At 67.1% G+C, this 18,402-nt stretch carries 12 protein-coding genes; 4 read left to right on the top strand and 8 right to left on the bottom strand.

All coding sequences use genetic code 11. The annotated features are described in order from the left end of the window. Positions 1 to 19: 19 nt before the first annotated feature. Positions 20 to 880 carry a SpoIIE family protein phosphatase gene (locus ACWD35_RS29965; protein WP_451354449.1) on the bottom strand — a complete coding sequence of 287 codons (861 nt, stop codon included), beginning with the start codon at positions 878 to 880 and terminating at the stop codon, positions 20 to 22. Positions 881 to 1,134: 254 nt separating this feature from the next. Between ACWD35_RS29965 and ACWD35_RS29960 the strand changes: the two genes are divergently transcribed. The 3 genes from ACWD35_RS29960 to ACWD35_RS29950 all read left to right on the top strand — a co-directional run bounded on the left by ACWD35_RS29960 (position 1,135) and on the right by ACWD35_RS29950 (position 5,629). After that, positions 1,135 to 2,361 (top strand): PP2C family protein-serine/threonine phosphatase, encoded by a 1,227-nt coding sequence (locus ACWD35_RS29960; RefSeq protein WP_451354549.1) that lies wholly within the window; start codon positions 1,135 to 1,137, stop codon positions 2,359 to 2,361. A 444-nt stretch (positions 2,362 to 2,805) separates the two neighbouring features. Further along, complete coding sequence (locus ACWD35_RS29955) at positions 2,806 to 4,464, top strand: SpoIIE family protein phosphatase (protein WP_451354448.1); 1,659 nt, start codon at positions 2,806 to 2,808, stop codon at positions 4,462 to 4,464. Between the two features lie 169 nt (positions 4,465 to 4,633). Continuing rightward, the gene (locus ACWD35_RS29950; protein WP_451354447.1) at positions 4,634 to 5,629 is read left to right on the top strand and encodes a terpene synthase family protein; all 996 of its coding nucleotides are present in this window, start codon (positions 4,634 to 4,636) and stop codon (positions 5,627 to 5,629) included. 873 nt (positions 5,630 to 6,502) lie between these two features. Here the strand turns inward: ACWD35_RS29950 and ACWD35_RS29945 are convergent. The 3 genes from ACWD35_RS29945 to ACWD35_RS29935 all read right to left on the bottom strand — a co-directional run bounded on the left by ACWD35_RS29945 (position 6,503) and on the right by ACWD35_RS29935 (position 9,675). Then, positions 6,503 to 7,267 carry a cytochrome c biogenesis CcdA family protein gene (locus ACWD35_RS29945; RefSeq protein WP_451354446.1) on the bottom strand — a complete coding sequence of 255 codons (765 nt, stop codon included), beginning with the start codon at positions 7,265 to 7,267 and terminating at the stop codon, positions 6,503 to 6,505. 4 nt (positions 7,268 to 7,271) lie between these two features. Next, on the bottom strand, positions 7,272 to 7,862 hold the full coding sequence (locus tag ACWD35_RS29940) for a TlpA disulfide reductase family protein (RefSeq protein WP_451354445.1): 591 nt from the start codon (positions 7,860 to 7,862) through the stop codon (positions 7,272 to 7,274). 1,204 nt (positions 7,863 to 9,066) lie between these two features. Beyond that, entirely contained in the window at positions 9,067 to 9,675 is a 609-nt protein-coding gene (locus ACWD35_RS29935) for a TetR/AcrR family transcriptional regulator (protein ID WP_451354444.1), read from the bottom strand. Positions 9,676 to 9,802: 127 nt separating this feature from the next. On the opposite strand from ACWD35_RS29935, the gene ACWD35_RS29930 reads away from it, so the two are divergent. Continuing rightward, positions 9,803 to 10,564 carry an SDR family NAD(P)-dependent oxidoreductase gene (locus ACWD35_RS29930; RefSeq protein WP_451354443.1) on the top strand — a complete coding sequence of 254 codons (762 nt, stop codon included), beginning with the start codon at positions 9,803 to 9,805 and terminating at the stop codon, positions 10,562 to 10,564. Between the two features lie 558 nt (positions 10,565 to 11,122). On the opposite strand, the gene ACWD35_RS29925 is transcribed toward ACWD35_RS29930, so the two are convergent. The 4 genes from ACWD35_RS29925 to mrdA form a co-directional block, all read right to left on the bottom strand. Next, positions 11,123 to 13,084: a TIGR03960 family B12-binding radical SAM protein gene (locus tag ACWD35_RS29925; RefSeq protein ID WP_451354442.1), complete on the bottom strand. Its 1,962-nt coding sequence runs from the start codon at positions 13,082 to 13,084 to the stop codon at positions 11,123 to 11,125. A gap of 107 nt (positions 13,085 to 13,191) precedes the next feature. Further along, complete coding sequence (locus ACWD35_RS29920) at positions 13,192 to 14,706, bottom strand: CYTH and CHAD domain-containing protein (protein WP_451354441.1); 1,515 nt, start codon at positions 14,704 to 14,706, stop codon at positions 13,192 to 13,194. A 103-nt stretch (positions 14,707 to 14,809) separates the two neighbouring features. Then, positions 14,810 to 16,003: a rod shape-determining protein RodA gene (gene rodA / locus ACWD35_RS29915; RefSeq protein WP_451354440.1), complete on the bottom strand. Its 1,194-nt coding sequence runs from the start codon at positions 16,001 to 16,003 to the stop codon at positions 14,810 to 14,812. Continuing rightward, the gene (gene mrdA, locus ACWD35_RS29910; RefSeq protein WP_451354439.1) at positions 16,000 to 18,273 is read right to left on the bottom strand and encodes a penicillin-binding protein 2; all 2,274 of its coding nucleotides are present in this window, start codon (positions 18,271 to 18,273) and stop codon (positions 16,000 to 16,002) included. Before mrdA ends, rodA begins: the two co-directional genes overlap by 4 nt. Between the last annotated feature and the right edge of the window lie 129 nt (positions 18,274 to 18,402).

The following is an 18,402-nucleotide window of genomic DNA, read 5'->3' as shown; positions in this document are numbered from 1 at the left end:
GCGGATACGACCGTTGCGGTCAGGCTGCGGCCGTAGGGAGAGGCTGTTCGGTCCAGATGGACTTGCCGGTTCGGGTGTGCCGGGTGCCCCAGCGCCGGCAGAGTGCGGAGATGAGCTGCAGGCCTCGGCCACCCTCGTCGGTGGCGGAAGCGTGGCGGATGTGCGGCGTGGTCAGGCTGGCGTCGGAGACCTCGCAGATCAGTGCGCGGCTGCGGAGCATGCACAGCCGGACAGGACCGCAGGCGTGCCGGACGACGTTCCCGACCAGCTCGCTGACCAGGAGTTCGGTGGTCATGACCAGGTCCTCATCGGCCAAGTCCCAGTCGGCGAGCTGGGCGCGGACCAGCTCACGGGCATGGCCTGCCGCCATCGGGTCCTCCGGCAACGGCCACTCCGCGACATTCTCCGCGTCCAGCGGGTGGGTGCGGGCCAGCAGCAGGGCGGCGTCATCCACCAGCGCGCCTTGGGCGGGGAGGAGAGCAGAGGTGAGGGTGGCGCAGAGGGCGTCCAGGTCGGACGCCTCCGCCAGTGAGGTCGACGTGGCGCTCACGGACTGAAGGAGGAGCTCGGCGAGGCGGCTCATGCCAGTGGTGACGTCCCTGTCCTTGCTCTCGACCAGGCCGTCGCTGTAGAGGGCGAGCAGGCTGTCGGCGGGCAGCAGGGTCTCTAGAGTTTCGAAGGGTGGAGCGGCCACCCCCAGCGGCGGGTCCGGGGTCATGGGCAGGAAGGTGACGGGGCCGCCGGGGTGGGCCACCGCCGGGGGCGGATGACCGGCGCTGGCGTACGACAGACGCCGGGTCACCGGGTCGTAGATGCCGTACAGGCAGGTCGCGAAGGCATCGTTACCCAGGTCGCCGACCGTACCTGTGGCGATCCACATCCGGAAAATCCATCCCAATCGGGCCAACCTAAGCGATTTCCCCTACTCGGGGGAACCGCTCGCACCGATTGACCGAAAGTGCGATCGGCTCACCCTTCTGCCACCCTCCCGCGGCCCACCCCTTCGCTATCCGACACCGCATGTGGCCGACATGCCGCTCATGGCGTAATGAACCGCTCCGGCGGCTTCCCAGGTCACGTTGTGCGGAGGCAGTGACCATCGTGGACGCAGGAAGGTGGGTGGCAAACAGGGCCATGGGCACGGAGAACATTGACCGATCGGAGGGTTTCGGCGAGCGGCTGCTCGGCCTGCTGCTGGACAGAGCGCGGCTGCTGCCGCCCCAGATGATCGCCCCGCTGATCGCGGAAGGGGTGGCCAGGATCGGCGGTCGTGACGTCTCCATCCTGCTCCAGGACTACGCGCAGGAGTTGCTGGTACCGCTGCCGGGCAGGCAACTGCACGTGGCCCAGCCAGAGCCGATGGCCAACTCCCCCGCCGGGCGGGCCTTCCTGCGCGGGGACATTGTCGAGGTACCACAGGCCCGCGGCGGCGTCCGGATGTACCTGCCGCTGCTGGACGGCAGTGACCAGGTGGGCGTAATGGCCCTCACCCTGGACGCAGTCGACGACGACGACCGGCGCCTGCTGTACAGGCTCGCCAGCCTGGTCGCCGACATGCTGGTCACCAAGAACGCCTATACCGACCAGTTCTTCCAGGCCCGGCGTCGGGAGCCGATGAGCGTGTCCGCGGAGATCCAGTGGAGCCTGCTGCCGCCGCTGACGATGTCCCTGCCCCAGGTCAACGTGGCCGGCGCCCTGGAGCCCGCCTACCGCGTTGCCGGCGACAGCTTCGATTACGCACTCAACGGCAACATCCTGCACATGGCCGTCATTGACGCGATGGGCCACGGCTTGGACGCCGCCACGATGGCGACCGTGGCCATCGGCGCCTACCGGCATGCCCGGCGCGTATTCATCAGCCTGGACGAAAAGTACGCGTTCATGGACGATGCCATTTCCCGGCAGTTCGGGCCCGACCACTTCGTCACGGCGCAGCTGATGCACCTGAACATCGCCACCGGTGAGATGGAGTTGGTCAACGCGGGCCACCCCGCGCCACTGCTGATCCGCGACGGCCAGGTCGTACAGCAGTTGGAGAGCGCGACGACGCTGCCCGTCGGCTTCGGCGGTGACCTGCCCCGAGTCAGGGAGCACGTGCTCCAGCGAGGCGACCGGGTGCTCTGCTACACCGACGGCATCATCGAGGAGCATGTGGCCGGCGGGGAGACGTTTGGCGAGGAACGCCTGATCCGCTCGGTCAACCGCCTGGGGGAAGAGCCGTCAGAGGGTGTGCGGGCGGATCTGCGCCGACTCTCCCACACGCTGAAGAGCGAAAGGGGTGGGCGCACCACCGACGACGCCACCCTTTTCATGATCGAGTGGCACGGGGGCACCGCCGACCACCTCGTGACCCTCGACTGAACGTCTCGACGTCGGCCGAGTCAATTGCCTGCCCACGACATAGAACGCTGGACGACGCGAGGAAGCAACTTCTTGCCGGTCGGGTCGATTTGCGTGCGCCCGATTCGTACGGGTCGGGGTGCCCGTCTCGGCGCCGACGCGGTCTGCCGGGTGGGGTGTCTAGCGCAAGATCCGGAAAGTCACTACGATGCGCACGATCCGGCCACAGTCGGGTCAGTCAGGCGATCTTCCCTGCAAGAGCGGGAGCACACTCCGCTGCGAGAGTCCCGTTCGCCTCTAGGAGGGAATGGTGTCGCAGTCCCGTAGACTCTCGAGTCGCCCCACTGGCCGGTTTCCATCGGCCACCCACCACAGTGCGTGGCCCATCCGGTTGAGCGCCGTTGATCCCTCGGAGGGAAGTAGTTCACGCCACGGCAGGGAGATCTAGTGAAAGACGTCGGGCCTGTGCGTACTACCGCACGGGAGGATGAGTCCAATCCCGGCGCCTTCCAGGCCAGCGCGAGCATCGTGCAGGCGGGCTTCTTCTGCTGGGAGATCGCCACGGGCGAGGTGAGCTGCGATCCGCTCACCCTCGCGCTGCACGGCATGCCCGAGAACGGCCCGTCGGACATCTCGAGCTTCCTGGCCGCAGTACACGAGTCCGATCTGGCCGATGTGCGCGATGCCTTGGGCCTGATAGCGGAATCCTGCGGCAACTACCAGATCGAGTACCGGGTCACTTCCGACGGCGACCGGCACCGGTCCCTGGAAGCCCGGGGCCGCGTCCTGCCCGGCGCCGACGGGCTGCCCGCCCGCATGGTCGGAGTGGTCATGGACACAACGGCCGTCCATGAACGCCACGAGGCGGAGAGGCGGCGGTTGTACGAGCGCGCCACCCGTGACCGCTGGATGCGGGAGCTGACCGCGGCTCTGGCCGCCGCGGTGACGGTCAAGGACATCATGGCCGCCGCACAGGCAGGACTGCGTACCTTCGGAGCGGACGCGCTGGCGGTGATCGCCCCGGAGGGAAACCGGTTGACCGTCGTCGCCTCGTGCGCCGACGACGAGCAGGGCGAGAACTCCCTGCGAGTCCTCGACGCCACGGCCCGCACACTCGTGGAGGAGTCACTCGACCGTAGGGCGCCCGTTCTCATCGGCTCCGCGGACGCGCTGATCACCGGTTATCCGCACCTGGCACCGCTCGCGCAGTCGGCCCTGCAGGCGTGGGCGGTACTGCCGCTCACGGACTCGCGCGGCCACGTCAGTTCCTGCCTTGTCGGTTTCCCCGAGCCGCAGGAATTTCTGCCCGAGGAACGGGCCCTCCTGGTCGCCGCCATGGGACTGCTCGCCCAGTCACTGGAGCGAGCCGGCATGTACGAGTCGGAACACGCACTCGCCACCGAGCTCCAGCGCGGCATGCTGCCGCGCGGGCCGCTCACGGTGCCGGGTGTGACCATCGCCGCCCGCTACCAGGCCGCCACCTCCGGCATGTGGATCGGTGGCGACTGGTACGACGCCATCAACCTGCCCGACGGCGGCGTGGCTCTGGTCATAGGAGATGTGCAGGGACACAGCGTTCACGCCGCGTCTCTCATGGGGCGGCTGCGTACCGCCGTACACGCCTATGCGAACGAAGGACACCCGCCCGCGGCCGTCCTGGAACGTACCAACCGCCTGCTGGCCGAACTGAACACCGACCCGGACAGGGCCCTGTTCGCCACATGCTGCTACATCGCACTCACCCCCTCCGACGGAACGCTCCGGGTGTGCCGGGCGGGCCATCCGGCCCCAGCGTTGATCACACCCCGCAAGCCGCCGCGCCTCCTGGAGGTCCCCGGCGGTCTCCCTCTGGGGATCGACCGGGAGCAGCGGTACCCGACCACCCGCCTGCGTATCGCTCCGGGCAGCGTGCTCGCGCTGACCACCGACGGCCTGCTCGAGGCCGTGAACAAGGACATCGACCAGGGCATCGAGAGGTTTCTCCGGGGTCTGCGAGGGGCTCCCACGGCGGACCTGGAGACCGTTGTCGACGACCTCCTTGCCGGTACGCAGAAGGCTCACGGCCTCGGCGACGACGTCGCTCTGCTCCTGGCTCGCCTGAACAGGCCCGGCCACCGCAGCTGACCCGGGACCAAAGAAACGAGACCTCGGTCGAACGCCATCGACAGGCAGGGTAATTTACGTCGATGGCTGGGACTGTGCGGTCATGCTCCATGCGGGCTTTGGCATGCCGCATCGGCAATGTCACCGGATGCCGCGAATGGCAGAGGATTACCGAGAAGCGAGCTGACGTATGGACAATTTCCGGATTCCGGACCTCTACATACCTGTAGCGGCAGCGCTCAATCCGGAACTCCAGGAGGCTGCCGCGGCGGCTGAGGCGTGGCTGGACGAGTTCGGCCTGGTGCCCACCGAGGAGGCGCGTCGGCATGTGCAGCGCACTCGTGTGGACCGGCTCACCGCGTGGCTGTGCCCGAACGCCTCACAGGAGGCGCTGACGCTGATCACCCAGTGGAACGCGTGGCTCTTCCAGTTGGACGACCAGTTCGACGACGACCCGGTGCGCGGTTACCGGCCCGAGCAGTGGCGGGAGGCGTTCGGGCCGCTGTTCGCCGTATTCGACGGAAATGTTACGGCTGGGCGACTGACGCGCTCCTTGGCCGATCTGTGGCGCCGTACGACGGATGTTCGTTCTTCCGTATGGCAGCGCCGATTTGTCCCGCACCTGTTGTGGTATTTCGACAGCTACCGTGCCGATATGATCCATCGGGAGCAAGGGCGTGTGCCCGGCCTGCAGCAATACCTCGCGCACCGCCGCGCCTCGTTCGCATTCGACGCCGTCCTTGACCTGATGGAAATCGGAACCGGTGTGGATCTGCCCGACCAACTGCATGCCAACCCGGCCTTCGCCGACATGCGAGAGGCAGTGATCTATGCGAATGCCTGCATCAACGACCTCTACTCGCTGCCCAAAGAACTCGCCCATGACTATGCGTTCAACGCCGTCACGGTGATCCGCCATCATCACCGGTGCAGCCTCCAGGAGGCGGCGGAGCGAGTGGCCGTGATGCAGGCCGGATACGTCCAGCGCATCCTTGATCTCGAAGAGGTCCTGCCCGGGCGGCTGACACGTTCCGGCCTCGCCGACGACGTCGTCGACGACGCGCTGCGCTGCGTCGGGGACTTCAACGCGCTCACCGCTGGGAACGTCGCTTGGTCGAAGGAGACCGGGCGCTATTCGGAGGTAGAGGCCAAACCGACCTATCTGGCGGACTTGTTCATTCCGTAGGACCCCGGCCATCGCCCAAGTGCGCCGCAGCCCACGCGGCGGTGGCCCCACGGATCCCCAGCCGCGCAGCCCCGAATGGGGTACTCAGCCGGCGAACACTTCGTCGCCGCTCCAGCCCTCCAGGCCCGCCAGAGGCAGGGGCGTCCGGGACACTTCCCGCGCGAAGGGCTGCCGCCATGCCCACCCGTAACCCAGATGGAGCGACCAGGTTCCTCGGGGTCATGATCTGCACCGACTGACCGTGTGGTGCCGCTTCGACCTGCACGAGGGGGCGGACGACTCTTCGCCCTGACTGACCCCGGGTCGCTGCTCGCGTTCTCTCGACATCGCGCGCGTGGGGGCCCGGCTGGCCGGTTGCCCTGGAGTCGATCGAGCAAAACGGGTGAGCCCCGGAGGCCACTCCGGGGCTCACCCGCCTAGAACACCGAATTTGTTCGGCGGTTATCGCAGACGAACTATCTGAATTGGGCGATCATTCCGCCTCAGTGGGCAGAAATCCCACTAACAGCTCATCCGCAGATTTCCTGGGTCACGCGTGGACGTCGTACGTGTCGGAGCATACGAGCCCACCACTTCCACCCACGCAGGCCCACAGCTTGTAATGACGTCCCTCAGGCAGATCCCCAACCGGATTTCGTACGCACGTGCGACTCGACGGGAGAAGCTGTCCGAAACTAGCCCCTTCAAGATTTACAATTCAGCCAAGCAGCCCTATTAGGTCATACAGGACCAATGCAATAAAAAGCCCCTTAGCCTGCAAGTGCGCCAATCTCCCAAAAATTTCACACGGGATTTCCGTCAAGAAAAAGCGCTGCATCCGTGTCTGATTTACAGGAGTGCGGCGCTTGACTGATTGCTAACTAATGAGAGGATCTAGATGCCTACCGTGAAGCCAGTTGACCATGTCTGCATAACTTGGATGACGCTATCCCAGATTCCAGTTACGAGGAGTGCTCCGGTTGCAATCATCATCACCCCTCCAATGCGCATCACCAAGCCGTATCGACGCTTAACCCAGGAGAATGCGCCAAGCGCCTTCCGGAACGCCACTGCGGCGATGACAAATGGAACCCCTAGCCCAATGCAGTAAGCGACTGTAAGGAGAGCCCCGCGACCTGCGCTTCCCTCCGCTGTTGCGAGGATCGTCACCGACGAGAGAGTGGGGCCGAGACATGGCGTCCAGCCTATCCCAAACAAAGCACCCAGAAGCGGAGCGCCCAGGAGTCCAGATACAGGTCGCTTATGGATGCGGAGCTCACGTTGCGTAACCCACGGCATTAGCCCCATAAAGAAAGCACCCATGAGAATCATCAAGGCGCCAAGCGCCTTCATAAGCACCCATTTATGCTCCTGCAACGTCGAGCCGAAATACCCGAATAGAGCCCCACCGGAGACAAAGACTGCGGTAAAACCAATAACAAACAGCGAAGCCCCTGCCACCATGCGCCCACGCCGCGCAGATGCAAGATCAGCCCCCGCAATGCCCGTAATATACGACATGTATCCAGGCACAAGAGGAAGAACACAAGGCGAGAAGAATGAAACGGCTCCAGCCGCAAGAGAGATCGGCAGTGCGGCTAGCAGGGAGCCGCTCAAAACAGTCGCGTTGATTCCTGATGCTGCGATAAAAGTAGGCACGGTCTCACTTCTTCATCACGAGGGAATTCATCTTACGCAAGCTCTCTTCTGTGAGCGGCTGGAGAGCCCGAGCCACAATCCTCCCCCGCCGATCAAGAACTATAGTGGAAGGAAGCGTCTGGGGATTTATCGTACCCTTCGGAAATCCTCTCAGGGCGATCTTGCCATACGGGTCGTAAAGACTTGGATAGTCGATGCCGAAGTCTTCCACGAAGGACCGGCCCTGCTCACGACTATTATCACGGGTGTCGATCCCGACAAAAGTCACACCATCGCGTACTGTATCCTTGGCGACTTTTGCAAAATCCGGCGCTTCCGCACGGCAGGGAGGGCACCATGATCCCCATACATTTATGACCACAACCCGGCCTCTGTAATCGGCGACATCTAATTTCTTGCTGCCGATGGTTTCGCCCCTGAGGCTACCAGTAGCCTGCCTCTGATCCATCGGGACGATGGATATTCCGTCGGCGCCGGTGGATTGCCCATCGCTCTTCGCCACCCCTCTGTCGCTGCATGCCGACAAGAGGATTGCCCCTGCAGTTATCGTCGCGGCAAGCATGGCAGTGCGGCGAGGCAGACGGCTCAGGATCATGTGACAAGCTTTGCATGCCGCTGCACCCAGGTTCGTTCGGCCCCTGGATAGCTGCGCAGGCAGGATGGCGCAGGAGAACGGCCGCTCCGGCGCTACTGACCTTCAAAGCATGGTGCCGTCATGCTGGGACGGGCATGAGCCCGGTCCCGTTGAGGCATCCGTCGTGTGCGGTGCTGGAGCTGACGTAGTCCCGTCAGACAGCGGTAGTCACGTCCTCTAAATGCGCTGAGGTGGTGGTTCATCGCTACGGCATCGTGCGCGGTCATGGGTTTTTGCCCCCTACCGGACGAAGGCGGAGGCCCAGTTGGCCACACCGTCGCCTACAAGCCTGGAACTGGCCTCAGACCCACTCCACCTCGGAGACGATGCGTGAGAGGCCTCCAGGACTCGGCAGCGGCGTCCGGGACGAGGCCGACGGCGACGACAGGCGAGGACGCGGAAGGCTGACCGAAGCCAACACAGTGGCTACCTCGACCTCGCTGGCCCCCGCCAGGGCCTCAACCACCCGATCGAGCGCCCCACTCACCTCAGTGCGCATGACCACTCGAAGCAGGCGCCGGCGCAGCGTTCTTGACCGTCAAGGGCAGCAACTTCTTGCCGGTCGGGCCGATTTGTATGGCCGTGTCCATCTGGGGGCAGGTAGCAACGCAAAGCGCCGTCCCGGCTACTGAGGGCATCAGCGCGAGGCGCTGTTCGCGTCCTCGAAGCCCTCCGCCTAAGACCTGCGTTGGCCCGCACACCACTACCGCTTCGTCCCAAACTCTCGGTCGGACGACCATTGCGGTCCATGGCGCCCGTCATGAGGTCATCGACGGCCGTTGATAGCCACCTTCGGTGTGGTGGTTGCTGCACTCCGCTGCCGTACGGCGAGCGCCGCGGCGTGCCTGTGAGCCGCGGCGTCATGGATGGCCCTCTGAACCAGCAGCGTGAGCCAGCTGCGGACCGGTGAGGGATGCCACAAATGAGGCCGACCAGTGGCGCGCGAACCCCGAGAGGGCTACCGTCGATAGGGAGAACGACCGGTCTTCCTACCTCTTATGGAATGGCCTCCCGGTCTTTCGGGCGGGACTGCCTCCATGCAGAGAACTGCTGGTGGGCCCCGGCGCACGTCGAAGAGAGATCAAAAAGTTCTATGCAAGCAACCCGCGCCCCGGCCTGGCCGGGGCCCCGCAGAGAGCCACTGTTTCGCGCGGCCCTGCTGGGCTCAGCCGTCCGATCGGATGAGCCGGACCGCGTTCAGCAAGGTCTTGTGGGCGGCCGTCGAGTCGTCCAGGTAGCCGGCAGCCATCGCACCGTCGTACAGCATCAGCAGCGCACCGGCGGCCGACTCCGCATCGGCATGGCCGAGCCGGGTGAGCAGATCCTGGAAGAGGGTTCGGATCCAGTCCCGATGGGACGTCACCAGGTCACGGACAGGATGGTCGGCGTCCGGGTACTCGGCGGCCGCGTTCATGAACGGCGATCCGCGAAAGCCGCGCTCGCGGGCGTGCTCGGCGATGGCCTCGAAGATCAGGTCGATCGCTTCCGCGGGCGGGTGCCCGGCGGCCAGCGGTTCGGCCACCTCGCGGTAGTAGGCGTCCTTGGTCAGCAGATAGGCCACGACCAGGTCGTCCTTGGAGGCGAAATGCCGGTAGAAGGTTGCCTTCGTCACCCCGGCCTCGGCAATCAGCCGTTCCACGCCGATCGCGCGGACGCCCTCGTAATAGAACAGCCGCGACGCGGCCCGGACCAGGCGTTCGCGAGGCGGTAGTTCTCTCTCAGTCCTGGCCTCTCGGCGCGTGCTGTCGGTGGTCTTCTGCCCAGTGCTGCTCACTTCCCCATTGTGCCCTCGGCTCTGCCTTGAGCGGCCTCTACCCCCGTACGGCCCCCACCCATAGGGGTCGTCCCTCTATCCCGTACGGCTCGCACCAGCGTTGCCGTTCATCGAAAGGCTTGAACCCATGAATCGTCGTCTTGAAGGAACCGTCGCCCTGGTCACCGGAGCATCCAGCGGTATCGGCCACGCCACCGCACTGGAGCTTGCCCGCGAGGGCGCCTCCGTGGCCCTGGTGGGCCGGCGTGAGGACCGGCTCACCGACCTCGCTGCGGAAATCTCCGACGCCGATGGCAAGGCCCTGGTCGTGCCCGCCGACATCACCACCGCCCAGGCCGCCGCGGAAGCGGTGGAACGGACCGTCGAAAACCTTGGCCGTCTGGACACACTGGTCAACAACGCCGGCCTCATGCTGCTCGGGCCCGCCCCCAGCGCGGACCTGGACGACTGGCGGCGCATGATCGACATCAACCTCATGGGCCTGATGTACACCGCCCACGCGGCCGTCCCCCACCTGGTCAAGGCCGCCGCCGAGGAGCCGCGTCAGGTCGCCGACATCGTCAACATCGGCTCGCTCGCAGGCCGCAACGCCTACGCCATGTCCGCCGTGTACAGCGCCACCAAGTTCGGCGTCGGCGCCTTCAGCGAGGCACTGCGTCAGGAACTGGCGCGCCAGCACGTCCGCGTTTCCGTCATCGAGCCGGGCAGCGTCGACACCGAACTGCGCACGCACAACCCGGCCGTCATCCAGCAGCACATCGTCGCCGCCCTGGGCGACATCGAGCGGCTGCAGAGCCAGGACATCGCCGACACCGTCGGCTACATCGTCACCCGCCCCCGGCACGTGGCCGTCGCCGAGTTGCTCGTACGCCCCACCGAGCAAGCCTGAACACCAAGTCCGTGGCCAACTCCGCGGCACACAAGGAGTCGTGATGGCGTCACGCTTTCCGACGGCTCCCTGCTCGTCGACGGCCGCACGGTCACCGGGTTCCCCACCGCGGAGGAGCGCGTCGCGATGGTGAAGAAGCGGGTGCCGTTCTGGTTGGAAGCGACGGCTGTACGCTCCCCGGCTCGTGGGCCGCTGCCGTCAAACTGTGCCGTCAAGAAAAAAGTCAGAGGCCCTGCGGAGTGATCCACAGGGCCTCTGACGTGCTACGCACTCGGCAGGATTCGAACCTACGACCTCCTGATCCGTAGCCCCTCCCGGGCATGGTCGGGGGCTCAACTGGCCACTCAGGCGCATGGAAGCGTGGAACCGCTTCAGACCCACTCCACCTCGGAGACGATCCGCGGAGCGCCTCCAGGGCCTGGCAACGGTGTCCGGGAGGACACCACCCGTACCGACGGGCGAGGGCGGGAAGCGGCGACCGCAGCCAGCGCAGCCGCCACCTCCTCCTCACTCACCCCCGCCAGCGCCTCAACCACCCGATCAAGTGCCTCGCTCGCGTCAGTGCGCGTGGCCACTCGCAGCGGGCGTCGGACCAGCGTTCTTGACCGTCAGAGGGAGCAACTTCTTGCCGGTCGGGCCGATTTGGATGGCCGTATCCATCTGAGGGCACACGCCGCAGTCGAAGCACGGAGTCCAGCGGCAGTCCTCGACCTCCGTTTCGTCCAGGGCGTCCTGCCAGTCCTCCCAGAGCCAGTCCTTGTCGAGGCCGGAGTCCAGGTGGTCCCAGGGGAGGACTTCCTCGTAGGTGCGCTCGCGGGTGGTGTACCAGTCGACGTCCACGCCGAAGGGGGCCAGTGCCTTGTCGGCGCACTGCATCCAGCGGTCGTAGGAGAAGTGCTCGCGCCAGCCGTCGAAACGGCCGCCGTCGTCGTACACCGCCCGGATGACCGCGCCGATGCGGCGGTCGCCCCTCGACAGCAGGCCTTCCACGATGCCGGGCTTGCCGTCGTGGTAGCGGAAGCCGATCGAGCGGCCGTACTTCTTGTCGCCGCGGATCTTGTCGCGGAGCTTCTCCAGGCGCGCGTCCGTCTCCTCCGCCGAGAGCTGCGGGGCCCACTGGAAGGGGGTGTGGGGCTTGGGGACGAAGCCGCCGATGGAGACCGTGCAGCGGATGTCGTTCGACTTCGACACCTCGCGGCCCTTCTGGATCACGTGGGTCGCCATGTCGGCGATCTGGAGGACGTCCTCGTCCGTCTCCGTCGGCAGGCCGCACATGAAGTACAGCTTCACCTGGCGCCAGCCGTTGCCGTAGGCGGTGGAGACCGTCCGGATGAGGTCCTCCTCCGAGACCATCTTGTTGATGACCTTGCGCATGCGCTCGGAGCCGCCCTCGGGGGCGAAGGTCAGGCCGGAGCGGCGGCCGTTGCGGGTCAGCTCGTTGGCCAGGTCGACGTTGAAGGCGTCGACGCGGGTGGAGGGGAGCGAGAGGCCGATCTTGTCTTCCTCGTAGCGGTCCGCCAGGCCCTTGGCGATGTCGCCGATCTCCGAGTGGTCCGCGGAGGACAGGGAGAGGAGGCCCACCTCTTCGAAGCCTGTCGCCTTCAGGCCCTTGTCGACCATGTCGCCGATGCCGGTGATGGAGCGCTCGCGGACCGGGCGGGTGATCATGCCGGCCTGGCAGAAGCGGCAGCCTCGCGTGCAGCCGCGGAAGATCTCCACCGACATGCGCTCGTGGACCGTCTCGGCCAGCGGGACGAGGGGCTGCTTGGGGTACGGCCACTCGTCCAGGTCCATGACCGTGTGCTTGGACACGCGCCACGGGACGCCCGAGCGGTTCGGGACCACGCGGGCGATACGGCCGTCCGAGAGGTACTCGACGTCGTAGAACGCCGGGATGTACACCCCGCCGGTCTTGGCGAGGCGGAGGAGGACCTCCTCACGGCCGCCGGGGCGGCCCTCCGCCTTCCACTCGCGGATGATCTTCGTCATGTCCAGCACGGCCTGCTCGCCGTCGCCGATGATCGCCGCGTCGATGAAGTCCGCGATCGGCTCCGGGTTGAAGGCGGCGTGGCCGCCGGCCAGCACGATCGGGTCGTCGATGCCCCTGTCCCTGGACTCCAGCGGAATGCCCGCCAGGTCCAGCGCCGTCAGCATGTTCGTGTAGCCCAGCTCCGTGGAGAAGGACAGGCCGAACACGTCGAAGGCCTTCACCGGGCGGTGCGTGTCCACGGTGAACTGCGGGACGTCGTGCTCACGCATCAGCGCCTCGAGGTCCGGCCACACGCTGTAGGTGCGCTCGGCGAGGACGCCCTCCTGCTCGTTGAGGACCTCGTAGAGGATCATGACGCCCTGGTTGGGCAGACCGACCTCGTACGCGTCCGGGTACATGAGCGCCCAGCGGACGTCGCACTCGTCCCAGTTCTTGACGGTGGAGTTGAGCTCTCCGCCGACGTACTGGATCGGCTTCTGCACGTGCGGCAGCAGGGATTCGAGCTGCGGGAACACCGACTCGACAGACATCGGGGGAACCTTCGTGAGCTGACAGGGGTGACCACCAAGCCTAACGCGCCCGGCGAACTCCCCCGTACGGCCGACCACCGGACCCCCCGGGGCTTGCCGCCGTACGCTCAGCCGGACGCCCCCTGCTTGCCCTCCTGCCACTCGACCTCCGCCCACAGGCCCGGCAGGTCCGTCTCGGCTTGGGCCGCTCGCTGCTCCTCCCTGCCGTAGAGGACGCCGTAGGTGAACGCGCTCTCGCCCGCCGCGTGGGCCACCGCGGACAGTTCGCGCAGGGTGTGGCGGGCCATGACGCTGTCCTGGTGGTCGCCGAGGAGGGTGGTCAGGGACTTCGTGGACTTGGTGAGGGAGCGGGCCGGGGAGCCCAGGGCCGGGGTGGCGGCCTCGGCGGCGTAGCGGGTGCGCTTGGCCTTCTTGCGGGCCTCGTGCAGGGCGAGGTCGCGGTCCTCGCCGGGGGGCAGCTCCAGGGCCTGGCCGACCAGGCCGGACAGCTTCGCCAGGTCCTTGCTGATGGCCTTGGCCAGTGCCTTCTCCGGTTTCCCCGCGGCAGCCTTGCGCAGGGGCGGGTCGGCGATCAGCCCGTCGAGGGTGTCGAGCAGGGCGAGGTGGCGGCGGGAGTCGAGGACGCCGGTGACGTGGTCGCGGGCGCTGCCGTGCCGGGCGCTCGCCCAGGCGGCCAGGCGGTCGTGGACGGGGCCGCTGACGAGGGTGGGCGGGAGGTCGTTCAGGGCGGTGGTGAGGCGTTCGGTGAGGACCTCGCGGTCGCGGTCCACGCCCAGCTCCCCGGCCAGCCACTTCAGCTCGGTGCCGATGGGGTCGGTGACGGTGCGGTCGAGGACCTTGCCGAAGGTGCGCAGGGTGCTGCGGGCCCGGCGGGTGGCGACGCGCATCTGGTGCACGGAGTCGGGTACGTCCCGGCGGGCGGCGGGGTCGAGGGCGACCAGCGCGTCCCGCTGGGCGCGGAGGTAGGCGAGGACGTGGTCGCCGGCGGTCTTCGGCTCGGGGAGTTCGGGGGTCTTCGGGCGGCCGGGGGCGGTCTGTTCCAGGGCCCGTGCCAGTTTCGACGGTGCCTCGGAGGGGCGTACGCCTGCCTTGCGCAGGCGTTTCTCCACCTTGTCGAGGAAGGCCGGGTCGCCCTCGTCGGCCAGCTCCACCTCGATCTCGGTCCACTGGGCGGCCCCGCCGCCTGCGGTGAGCCGCTCGGCGGTCACGGTGTCGACGCTCGCCTCGGCCAGCAGGGTGCCGTGGGCGTCGAGGAGGTGGCGCACGTCGCGGGCGGAGCGCAGCCGGACCAGGGGGATCAGCTCGGCGTCACGGACCCGGGAGCGCACGAGGGCGGCCAGTTCGTCGGGGATGGTGTCGGAGAGCGGCGCCCGGATCTCGTCGCGGACTCCGGGGGCGACCGGGATCTTCAGATGCCAGCCGGCGTCGGAGCCTCCGGTGCGGCGGCGCAGGGTGAGGGAGGCGGCGGCCAGGCGCAGGTCGGTGGTGTCGTAGTAGGTGGCGTCCAGTTCGACCAGGCCCTTGTCGAGCACGGCCGTGACTCCGCCGACGCCGGTCAGGTCGGGCAGCCCACTGTCGTCGGATTCGTACTTACGCTCGATCTCGCGTGTCGTATCCGCCATGGATTGAATCTAGTGGCTGTCGAGCCGGGAGGGCAGAGGTCACCCCGGGTGAATGGCGGGAAAACTCCCCCCAATCACCCGGTTAACGACCTCGCGAACCGCCTCAGGCCGACATCGGTCTCTGCACCTTGATCGACTGCAGCAGGCCTACTGCCACCCACACCGCGAACATGGACGAACCGCCGTAGGACACGAACGGCAGGGGCAGGCCGGTGACCGGCATGATGCCGAGGGTCATGCCGATGTTCTCGAAGGACTGGAAGGCGAACCAGGCCACGATCCCGGCGGCGACGATCGTGCCGTAGAGCTCGGTCGAGTCGCGGGCTATGCGGCAGGCGCGCCACAGGATGACGCCGATCAGGAAGATGATCAGGCCCGCGCCGAGGAAGCCCAGCTCCTCCCCCGCGACCGTGAAGACGAAGTCCGTCTGCTGCTCGGGGACGAACTGGCCGGTGGTCTGCGAGCCGTGGAAGAGGCCCGCGCCGGTCAGTCCGCCGGAGCCGATGGCGATGCGGGCCTGGTTGGTGTTGTAGCCGACGCCGGCCGGGTCGAGGTCCGGGTTGGCGAAGGCCGCGAAGCGGTTGATCTGGTACTCGTCCAGGATGTGCAGCTGCCAGATGGCGACGCAGCCGATCACGCCGGCGGTGAGCAGGCCGAAGACCCAGCGGTTGGAGGAGCCGGAGGCGAGCAGCACGCCCAGGATGATGGCCACCATGGCGAGCACCGAGCCGAGGTCGGGCATGAGCAGCAGGATCAGGATCGGTACGGCCGCGAGGCCGAGGGACTGCGCCACGGTCCGGTGATCCGGGTACGGCTTGTCTCCCGCGTCCACCCGCGTGGCCAGCATCATCGCCATGCCCAGGATGATCGTGACCTTGAGGAACTCGGCGGGCTGGATCGAGAAGCCGCCGATGACGATCCAGTTCCGCTGGCCGTTGATCGTGGCGCCGAGCGGGGTGAGGACCACCAGGGACAGCAGGACCGACAGGCCGTAGAGGATCGGCACGGCGTTGCGCAGGGCGCGGTGCCCGAGCCAGATCGTGCCGATCATCAGGGCGGCCCCGATGCCGAGGTTCATCAGGTGCCGGACGAGGAAGAAGTACGGGTCGCCCTGGTTGATCTCGGTGCGGTTGCGGGTCGCCGAGTACACCAGCAGGGAGCCGATCAGCGACAGCGCGACGGCGGCGAGCAGTATCGGCCAGTCGAGGCGGCGGGTCAGTGAGTCACGGGCGAAGATCCTGGTCCACCCGGCCCGCTCGGGCCCGTACCCGGAGACGGAGAAGCTGTTGCCAGTCATGCGAGCGTCCTCCGGCCGCCTCGGCCGCCCCGGCCGCGAGGCCGTCTGCGGGTGTCGCGGTTGCCGCCCGTGCCGGGCGAGGGCGTGGTGGCCGGGGTCTGCTGGTCGTCGGCCGCGTTGGTGTCGTCCGTCCCCGTCGCCTGGGCCTTCTCGTTGTCCTTCCCCGGGTCGCCGGTGATCTTCGGGGCGGCGATGGTGCCGTCCGTGCGGACCTTCGGCAGGTTCTTCTGCGGTTCGGGCAGCAGGGCCTTCTTGTTGTCGATGGAGCCGTCGCCCTGGACGCCGTAGAGCGCGCTGTAGATGTTGCGCACGGCCTCACCGGAGGCGCCGGAACCCGTACCGGCCTGGGCGATCGTCATGATCACCGTGTAGTCCTTGGAGTAGGTGGCCAGCCAGGAGGTGGTCTGCTTGCCGTAGACCTCGGCGGTACCGGTCTTGGCGTGCAGCGGGATCTTGTCCTGCGGCCAGCCGCCGAACTTCCAGGCGGCCGTACCGCGGGTGATGACGCCCGCGAAGGCGTCGTTCATGCCGTGGAGGGTGGCCTGGCTGACCGGCAGCCGGCCCCGCACCTTCGGCTTGATGGGCGTCACGGTCTTGCCGTCGGGGCTGATGATCGCCTTGCCGATGGTGGGCGCGTACATGGTGCCGCCGTTGGAGACGGCGCCGTAGATCACGGCCTCCTGGATCGGCGTGACGAGGGTGTCGCCCTGGCCGATGGAGTAGTTGATCTCGTCACCCTCGCGCATCCTGTTGCCTTCGAGGCAGTTCTCGTAGGCAATCCTCTCGACGTAGGAGCCGTCCTTCTTCCCGGACTTGCACCAGGCGTCCTTGTTGGCCTTCCAGTAGTCGAGCTTCCACTGGCGGTCGGGGACGCGGCCGGTGACCTCGTTGGGCAGGTCGACGCCGGTCTCCTTGCCCAGGCCGAACTGGTGGGCGGTCTTGAAGAACCAGTCCTTCGGCTGGCCCTTCTTCGGGTGGATGCCGCCGTCCCTCTTCCACTCCCGGTCCGCGAGACCGTAGAAGACGGTGTCGCAGGAGACCTCCAGGGCGCGCCCGAGGGAGATCGGGCCGAAGTTCTCGCCCTCGAAGTTCTTGAAGACCTGGCCGCCCACCGAGTACGAGCTGGTGCACGGGTAGCCGCCGTCCCACACATAGCCGGCCTGGACCGCGGCGGCCGTGGAGACCACCTTGAAGGTCGAGCCGGGCGCGGCCTGACCCTGTATGGCCCGGTTGAGCAGCGGGTAGTCGGAGTTCTTGCCGGTGAGGGCCTTGTAGTCCTTGGCGGAGATGCCGCCGACCCACACGTTCGGGTCGTAGGTCGGGGCCGAGGCCATGGCGACGATCCGGCCGGTCTTGGCCTCCATCACGACGACGGCGCCGGAGTCGGCCTTGTATTTCTCGCCGGTGACCTTGTCGAACTGCTGGCGGGCGACCTTCATCGCCTTGTCCAGTTCGTACTCGGCGACGCGCTGGACGCGGGAGTCGATGCTGGTGACCAGCTTGGAACCGGCCTCGGCCGGGTCCGCCTTGGCCTTGCCGATGACCCGGCCGAGGTTGTCGACCTCGTAGCGGGTGACGCCGGCCTTGCCGCGCAGCTGCTTGTCGTACTCCCGCTCCAGGCCGGAGCGGCCGACCATGTCGGAGCGCAGGAACGGCGAGTCGGTGTCCTTGGCCTTCTGGAGTTCGTCGTCGGTGACGGGCGAGAGGTAGCCGAGCACCTGGGCGGTGTTGGACTTGCCGGGGCCCGCGTAGCGGCGTACGGCCTCGGGCTCGGCGGTGATGCCGGGGAAGTCCTCGGAGCGCTCGCGGATCTGCAGGGCCTGCTTGGCGGTTGCCTTGTCGGTGATCGGGATCGGCTGGTACGGCGAGCCGTTCCAGCAGGGCTGCGGGGTCTTGGCGTCGCACAGCCGGACCTTCTGCCTGACCTCCTCGGTCTTCATGCCGAGGACGCCGGCCAGCTTGGCGAGGACGGCCTTGCCGCCGTCCCGCTGCTTGAGCAGGTCGGTGCGGGAGGCGGAGACCACCAGCCGGGTCTCGTTGTCGGCGAGGGGCACGCCGCGGGCGTCCAGGATGTCGCCGCGGACGGCGGGCTGGACGACCTGCTGGACGTGGTTGCCGGAGGCCTCCTTCTGGTACTCGGCGCCCTCCCGGATCTGCAGGTACCACAGCCGGCCGCCGAGCGTGCCGAGGAGGGAGAGGACGAGGATCTGGATCACGACGAGGCGCGTCTGGACCCGTGGGGTCCTTCCGGTCTCGGGAATGTTGGTCACTGTGGCTGTCTCCCCCTCTCAGTACGCGAACGTGAGTACGCGAACCGTGTGTGTGCGTACGCATGATGAACGGCCGGCCTGTGAGCCCGCGTTCCGCGAAAGCTGCCCCGTTCGGGTGAACTCTGCGCT

This window comes from Streptomyces sp. NPDC002671 (assembly GCF_053592475.1).
Note: the sequence above shows the minus strand (reverse complement) of the source record. Positions and strands in the feature narration are given on the sequence as shown.